The organism is Acidithiobacillus sp. HP-11 (genome assembly GCF_015100075.1).
GTDB lineage: Bacteria > Pseudomonadota > Gammaproteobacteria > Acidithiobacillales > Acidithiobacillaceae > Acidithiobacillus > Acidithiobacillus thiooxidans.
The window spans coordinates 1-7,178 of sequence record NZ_JACKYY010000074.1 but is presented as its reverse complement, the minus strand read 5'-3'; the positions used below and the strand labels follow the sequence as shown (position 1 = coordinate 7,178).

Here is a 7,178-nt window from a genome sequence, read left to right as displayed (position 1 = left end):
CGGCGGAACCAACCCCAACGCCAAGGTAAACAGCTTGTCTTCGTCCATCATTAACCTTCCCTAGATCAGCAATGCCCTAAGACTACCGTACCCTCGTATCCACTCCAAGTAGCGAGGAGCCCGGAAATATCCACAGTGCCACAGTTCTTGCTTATGCCATTTCTGCTGTATGCCTTGGCGTGGTTTACTATATCCTTGATGTGCGAGAGCGCATAGGTCAGGATGAGTAACTATAGGAGCGTGAATTATAATACGTATCCGAATCCTCTGGTAGGATCATTTATCTGTCTCTTCGTGAGGAGTTATAAAAGCTGATTTTCGTTAATTTGAGCGTGAGTTTGTCTTATCTTGTTATTGATTTAACTTTATGTTTATGCTTGTTTTCTTGGGGTGCCATATGATTCAGAATAAACAGTCTATCTGGTTGTTACCAATTGTGTTAGGTTGTCTGGTTCTTGGCACAGCACAGGCAAGTGTTTTTGCGTTGCCCAATCAAGGCAATATAGTTGGATCATTGCATGCGGTAACAACGCATCGGGACGATACACTTCTTGATATCGGTCGATTTTATGATCTGGGTTACAATCAGGTCACGCATGCCAATCCAGGCGTTAATCCGTGGCTACCCGGGCAGGCTCGTAAAGTGGTCATCCCCGCTCAGTATGTTTTACCACCCAAACCTTGGATAGGTATTGTTGTAGATATCCCTGCGCGGCGGATTTATTACTTTCCAGCCCATGATCATGTCGTATTTACTTACCCTGTTGGGGTGTTTCTACCCGGCTGGAAAGAAAGCTTGACGACTACTGAAATCATTGCTAAGTACCGGATGCCTGCATGGAATGTTCCGAAGAACATCCATGCCTGGTTCAAGAAGAAATTTCACATGAATATACCCTGGTACTGGCCGCCTGGCCCCGAAAATCCTATGGGCGAATTGGCGATGGAAACGGGACTCTCTGGTATTTTCATTCATGGAACATACCATCCATGGGGCGTAGGCATGCGGTCCAGTCAGGGCTGTTTTCAGATGTATCCTGAAAATATCGCGCAATTGTTCCCCATGGTTCCGGTCGGGACTCCGGTTCGCATTATCGACCGGCCCAATTTGGTCGGCATTGATAATGGCCAGCTTTATCTCCAGTCCTATAAGCCCTTGGACGCTTATCATAAAGAGGGATTTTCAGACCTTCAGCGTGCCGTTATGCGCATCAAGCTATTCATGACGAAACATGGAGTTCATGAAAAAATTAACTGGGGCAGGGTGCGTCGCATCGTTGAAGAGCACAATACAGTCGCTTTACCCATAGGCGTTCATTCCCCCAGTTATCAAACACTATCTGCAGCACTTCCAGCCAAGCCATATGCTTACGCCCCTTATGGTCCTGCAGCCAATAGTGCGGCCGTTCCTCCGCCTTTGGCTTTAGCGAAAACCAAAAACCAGGAACACCTACATGTACAGGTTATCCTTAAGGGTCAGAAGGAGTGACTCTTTGAGGGATGGTAAGGATGCCTCCCCCTACAGGACCGGCAGCGGGGCGCTTCAGAAGGGAGTCCCCGCTTGATCCGGACGGCATCAAGGTGCCAAGGTGGAAATTTATCCACGGTAAGGACAAGGAGGACTCGTCATGCAGATTACAACTTATGGACTGGATTTGGCAAAAAAGGTTATGCAGCTGCACTGGGTAGACATGGAGACCGGTGAGATTCATCGCAAACAGATGAAGCGTCGGGCGCTTCTGGAGTTTTTCGCCAATCGGCAACCGGATATCGTGGCCATGGAAGCCTGCATTATTCGCGGTAGAGTCGGGTGCGTCTGTCAAGCAGATCCAGCCCCCCGTAATTCAGGGGAAACGCTAGGATGATGCTTTATCAGTATGAAACTGTTTTTCCGCTAACACGTGTACCTTTCCCGATTCGCAGAACAGGCAATTAGTATGTACGGTACGGTTCCAATCAGCAGGGAATTCTGGGGGTTGGAGCAGCCATTTTGCGGGTCTTTGTATTGGGGCGCTGCAAGCTTGGCAGGGGATGATTCTAATTCACAGTAGAAATAGAGTTAATTATGTATTTCCATCCCGCGATGGATTTCACGCGGGTGTGGTCTTCCTCAATGACACATAGACCAACAACAAGCTGGACTTCCAGTGCCTCCAGACTGTCAAAGGCCCGGTTGTGAAAATACTTTCCGCAGAGATCGTCCCAGATTTAGTGGCTCTACGAAATGACGGAATGGAACCAATAGATAGCGAAGTAAATAAGCATGAAAGACAAATTTACTGTGGAAGTATCTGAACAGGCAGGGAGCTTGGTTCATCATTACCGGGGGTTTACGGGTAAATAAGCCATAAGAGCGTATGGACGCGCCTCGTGAAGCAGTAAACGTATCTGGTCCATGGGAACCACTCCAGCGAGCGTGGAGCTTTCTCCCAAAATATCGTCACGCAGACTGGTGAGACCCAACACATTCAACTGTTGGGTAAGTGCAATCGAAGGTGTTGGCTGCGGCAGGTATTTTATCCGATATTGTCCTTTGGAAAGTTTTGCCAGTTTGGCAGCCTCCTGAAGCGCTTGCGGCATACCTCCGAGCGCATTGACCAAGCCTAGGTGATAGGCATCCAGGCCACTCCAGGCGCGACCCTGGGCATCGTGTTCGGCTTTTTTGAATGGGATATGTCTAGCGTTGGCTACCAGTTTCACAAAGTCAGCATAGGTATGGTTTACCATCGCCTGAAGCGCTTTTTGAACATTTTTACCCATGGGTGCATACGGGGACAGCGCATTGGCGTTTTTCGTGGTGGCCACTCCCGAATAGTGAACCCCCAATTTTTTTAGTAGCCCTGCATAGTTCGGGAATAGCGCAAACACACCAATGTCGGCTGTCAGCGTGGTGGGATGGGCATAGATACGATCTGCTGCAGTTGAGAGCCAGTAAGCACCTGATGCGCCGAGGGTGCCCATGCTGACGATAACCGGTTTATGCGCCTTGCGTAAGCGGACAATAGCGGCACGAATCGCTTGGGCTGCGCTGACATCGCCACCGGGACTATTCACCTGCAAAACGACGGCCTTCACCGAGGCTTCATGACGGACGCGGTTCAACTGCTTGATCGTGGCTTGGGCCGCGACTACGCCTGGAAGGGGGGTGTCTCCCGTTACAAGCATCCCGTCAATAGGTATGACCGCAATTTGCGCATGGGTGTTAGTGGTTTTTTGGGTTGCCGCCAAAAAGGTATGCAATCCAATCAATTTTACGTGGCCAGGGGATTGTTTCAGCGCGGCGGCAACCGCCTTCCTAAACGCATGCGCATCACCGATATGAGTGATCAGTCCTTGCTTAAGAGCCAGCTCAGCAGCATTGCCTCTATAATTCACCATAAGTTCAGGCAACCGGTTCGCATAATCGGCAATTTGCGAAGGTTTAAGCCCACGACCTTGGGCTACATTGTTGCGATAGGCGTTCCACCATACTTTCAGCCAGGCGGCATTTTCAACCCGAGCAGGCTTGGACATATGCGTCAGGGTAAGGGGTTCCATGGCAGATTTATATTGCCCTTGTCGAAAGGAGTATACCGTGATCCCCAATTTGTCTAGTAGTCCTTTAAAATATAAGCCGCGCGTCGAAAATCCGGTGATCAGGACAGCACCTAACTTGGGCAGGTAAATATGGTTGGCCTGGGCGGCCAATAGATAAGCATCTTGGGAATAGTTGGGTGCATAGACATAAATAGGTTTGCCCTGCGCACGAAATCGCCGTAGGGCCCGTGCTATAGTGTCTAGCTGGGTGATACTGCCCCCACTAAAGTCACTTAGATTTAATTCCAGCAGATGAATGCGCGGATCTGTGGAGGCGCGATCAATCCCATGGACCATCTGCCTAACGGAAGCATCTGCAGCCTTCTGCCCGGCAAGGTGATTCAGCACACGACTTTGCCAGGATTCGCGTTGACTGTAAAACAGGGCACCACGTGGAGCGATAAGCAGAGCGGCCCCATTGGGAACAACAGGATGATAGAATGATTTGTAGGCTATAAAAACAACAAGAAACAAAAGAATAACGAGCGTCAGCAGGTTGAGAATTCCTATGCGCAACCAGTGCATGGCACGGCCCAACCAAATGAAGGGAAGAAGCAATATGCGCATAGCCAATCATCCTAACAGCAGTAATAAACGTGATGTGGAGATTCCATTCGAACCATAAAGCCGTATGCAGACCAGTATACAACATTTGTGAAATTCGAAAAATACTAATGTAGCCAGATAGCAGGCCCGCGTTTGATCAGTCAGATATTTTTAGGAGTTACCATGACCTGTCTGAGAAATCGGCATCACCCCTGTATCAAGTACCGATACAGGAGTTTTTCTGATGATGGATTTGACCCGAACCGGATACCGCCCCAATTCCGAAACCATCCAGGCGCTAAAATCCCTGATGGCCCAGAAGGGGAGTGGGGCGCGGGCCTTGCTCGTGACCGGAGAGGCCGGAACCGGCAAAACGGCGCTCGCAGAAGCGATTGCCGATGCGCTGGAAGCGCGGGAGCGTTACCACTACGTCCAACTGCATTCCTGGACGGACGGCGCAAAGTTTTTCGACTACCAGAGCAGTGCGGGGGCTAGCACCCTGCGAAGGGATTCCGAAAAAGGTTTTTTGACCAAGGTGGCCGAAGCTAGCCAGCAGGAAGGTTGGACCGTCGCCTGCCTGGATGAAATGGATAAGGTTCACGAATCCTTTGAAGCACTCTTTTTGGATTGGCTGCAAACCGGCCGCGTACCGGGCAAGCCCGGCGAACACCTTTATACCAATCTCGACCGATTGCTGGTGTTGGTGACCAGTAACGGAATGCGCGAACATACCGAGCCGTTCATGCGTCGCTGTCGGCGGCTGCGCATGGAACGCATGAGTCATGCGCTGGCGGTGGAGTTGCTTTTATCGCGCACCCAGACCTCGGAAAAAGCCTGTGCACTGACTGTTGATCTGGCCCATGCCTGCGAACGGGTGGATGAAACTGTGATCTCCTTACAGGAAATGACCCACTTCCTGAACGAGGCCCGCCATGTTTGCCGAAGTCTGGATGATCTGAAAGCGGCTACCGTGGCTTGGCTCATGCGTCGCGATGAACCCGAAAATATCCTGCGGTCCTTTGAAGTGCAGCGCATTTTGCCATTGCTCTGGGCGGAAATTGAAAGTTTGCAGGAGGTCCCTCTCGAAACCGACATCACCCTGACAGAAACACCCCTTCTGTCCGTGAGCACCCCGCAAGGGCTTGCACCCTGCGAAGGGCTTGGCAGCCTGCAAAGGGTTTGCTCCCTGCAAGAGGGAGACTGAAAAAATGTTTCTCACGCCAGATGAAATAGAAATACTCACTGGACGCAAACGCTGGACCGCCCAGGCACGATGGCTACGGGAACATGGGTATCATTGCGAAATCAACGCGGTCGGACGGCCTGTCGTCCTGCGGGCGGAAGTCGAACGCAAACTTGGCGGAACAGTCACGGAAAGCAGGCCCCATAAAAAAGCACAACCCAGGCTTGAGATTCTGGATCAGGTCGGCTAAAAACGGGGTATGCCCAGACCGCGTACCGTCAATCGCCATTTGCCGCCCCGTATGCAACGCAAGGGGCGGGTTTATTATTATGTCGCCCGCAAGGACGGGAAAAACGTCTGGATACGCCTTTCTGATCGTTACCCCGAAGCGGTAGCAATGTGGGCAGAAATGGAAGGTAAAGAAAACCGCCATGGGCGCACCGTCAGTGACGCTATCCATCGTTTTCTCGCAGAATGTCTCTCTACCTATTCCGAAAAAACACAAAAAGAATGGCCGCGCATGGCGCAAAAACTCGCTGAAGTGTTTGGTGATGTGGAACTGGCTGACGTAAAGCCCCATCATATTGCCGCTTATCTGGATCGACGCAAGGATAAGTCCGGGAAGCCTGTCCTGGTTATCGCCAATCGGGAGATCGGCCTGCTTTCCACCATCTACAGTTTCGCCATGCGGTGGGGATGGTGTGATATCAACCCTACACGCGGAGTGCGACGCAACAAGGAACAGGCGCGGGATCGCTATATTACCGATGCCGAACTTTTACAGATTCGCCAACACGCGAACCCACAATGGCAAATCATCATTGACCTGGCCTACCTGACCGCCCTGCGACGCGGCGACCTTATGCGTCTCCAATTAACGGATATTCAGGACGATGTTCTCGTTGTACGTCCTTCCAAGACGGCCTACTCCACCCGCAAAAAACTGGCTTTCGAGATCACCCAGGAGTTGCGGGTCGTGCTGGATCGCGCCAAGGCTCTGCGGAGACGTGTTGACAGTTTTTATCTGTTTTCTACCCGCGATGGCCAGCCGTTCTCTGAAAACGGCTGGCTCTGGGCCTGGAAACGACTCTGCCAACGTGCCCAGGTAGAAGATGCCCACTTCCATGATATTCGGGCGAAGGCGCTCACCGACGCCAGCAGACAGGGCGGAAGGGACTACGCCCAAGCCCTAGCCGGTCACGCAGACGGTTCCATGACCGAAACCTATATCCGCGCCAGAGAAACCCAAAAGGTACTCCCTTTGGGTAGGGTTTTAGAAAGCAAAGAGTGATTTAGAAAGCGGCACCCTTGGAAGGTGCCGTAATCTGTTGATTTAATTGGTCGGGGCGATAGGATTCGAACCTACGACATCCTGCTCCCAAAGCAGACAATATGCGGTTTTATTGGGTTTTTTGCCGTTTCACTAAAAATGCAGTACTGATAAAAAACAGATACTTACTGTTTACTTGCGTTTCATCGTGTGCCATCCTTACGCAATCCAAGTGTAACCGGTAGTGTAACCGGTAAATCGAAGGAGGCAGGGATGGCTAGTAATCTACTCAATGACAAGCAAGTGCAAAACATCAAACCCGAAAAGCGGGAAATGATTTATCGGGATGGTGGCGGTTTGGAACTCCGTGTATATCCTTCTGGTGGGAAAATCTGGCAACTCCGCTATCAGTGCGACGGTAAACGCCGGATTATGCGAATTGGGGAATATCCGCATACGTCACTGAAGGCAGCGCGCAAAAAAGCAGAAAAAGCCCACGAGCAGCTAGATGGTGGCGTGGACCCACAGGTTTATGCTGAAGAACAGGAACGCGCCAAGCAGGAAGCCGCACGCATCGCCAAGATGGAACAGGCCGCCCGCAAG

General features: G+C 51.2%; 6 protein-coding genes and 1 pseudogene. 6 read left to right on the top strand and 1 reads right to left on the bottom strand.

The genetic code is table 11. The features are described 5' to 3' along the window. Nucleotides 1–397 precede the first annotated feature (397 nt). Both H7F08_RS14505 and H7F08_RS14500 read left to right on the top strand, forming a co-directional pair. Nucleotides 398–1,489, top strand: coding sequence for a L,D-transpeptidase family protein (locus tag H7F08_RS14505; RefSeq protein ID WP_193640930.1), 1,092 nt, complete (start codon nt 398–400; stop codon nt 1,487–1,489). Nucleotides 1,490–1,628: 139 nt separating this feature from the next. Next, a pseudogene (locus H7F08_RS14500) lies at nt 1,629–1,790 on the top strand (IS110 family transposase); the annotation flags it as partial. Between the two features lie 529 nt (nt 1,791–2,319). Here H7F08_RS14500 and sppA read toward each other — a convergent pair. Further along, a complete protein-coding gene (gene sppA, locus H7F08_RS14495; protein ID WP_193640929.1) occupies nt 2,320–4,143 on the bottom strand; it encodes a signal peptide peptidase SppA in 1,824 nt (607 codons plus the stop codon). 223 nt (nt 4,144–4,366) lie between these two features. Here sppA and H7F08_RS14490 point away from each other — a divergent pair, with 223 nt between their 5' ends. The 4 genes from H7F08_RS14490 to H7F08_RS14475 form a co-directional block, all read left to right on the top strand. Further along, complete coding sequence (locus H7F08_RS14490; protein ID WP_024894613.1) at nt 4,367–5,326, top strand: AAA family ATPase; 960 nt, start codon at nt 4,367–4,369, stop codon at nt 5,324–5,326. Between the two features lie 4 nt (nt 5,327–5,330). Continuing rightward, complete coding sequence (locus H7F08_RS14485) at nt 5,331–5,555, top strand: DUF4224 domain-containing protein (RefSeq protein ID WP_024894612.1); 225 nt, start codon at nt 5,331–5,333, stop codon at nt 5,553–5,555. Between the two features lie 9 nt (nt 5,556–5,564). Beyond that, a complete protein-coding gene (locus H7F08_RS14480; RefSeq protein ID WP_193640928.1) occupies nt 5,565–6,596 on the top strand; it encodes a site-specific integrase in 1,032 nt (343 codons plus the stop codon). Nucleotides 6,597–6,848: 252 nt separating this feature from the next. Beyond that, the coding region (locus H7F08_RS14475) for an Arm DNA-binding domain-containing protein (protein ID WP_193640927.1) at nt 6,849–7,178 on the top strand (330 nt) is incomplete at its 3' end.

What these genes read in the sequence shown, in the direction of transcription:
- H7F08_RS14505 (WP_193640930.1), top strand. Translation starts at nt 398, where the DNA reads ATGATTCAGAATAAACAGTCTATCTGGTTGTTACCAATTGTGTTAGGT.
- H7F08_RS14485 (WP_024894612.1), top strand. Translation starts at nt 5,331, where the DNA reads ATGTTTCTCACGCCAGATGAAATAGAAATACTCACTGGACGCAAACGC.
- H7F08_RS14480 (WP_193640928.1), top strand. Translation starts at nt 5,565, where the DNA reads ATGCCCAGACCGCGTACCGTCAATCGCCATTTGCCGCCCCGTATGCAA.
- sppA (WP_193640929.1), bottom strand. Translation starts at nt 4,143, where the DNA reads ATGCGCATATTGCTTCTTCCCTTCATTTGGTTGGGCCGTGCCATGCAC.
- H7F08_RS14490 (WP_024894613.1), top strand. Translation starts at nt 4,367, where the DNA reads ATGATGGATTTGACCCGAACCGGATACCGCCCCAATTCCGAAACCATC.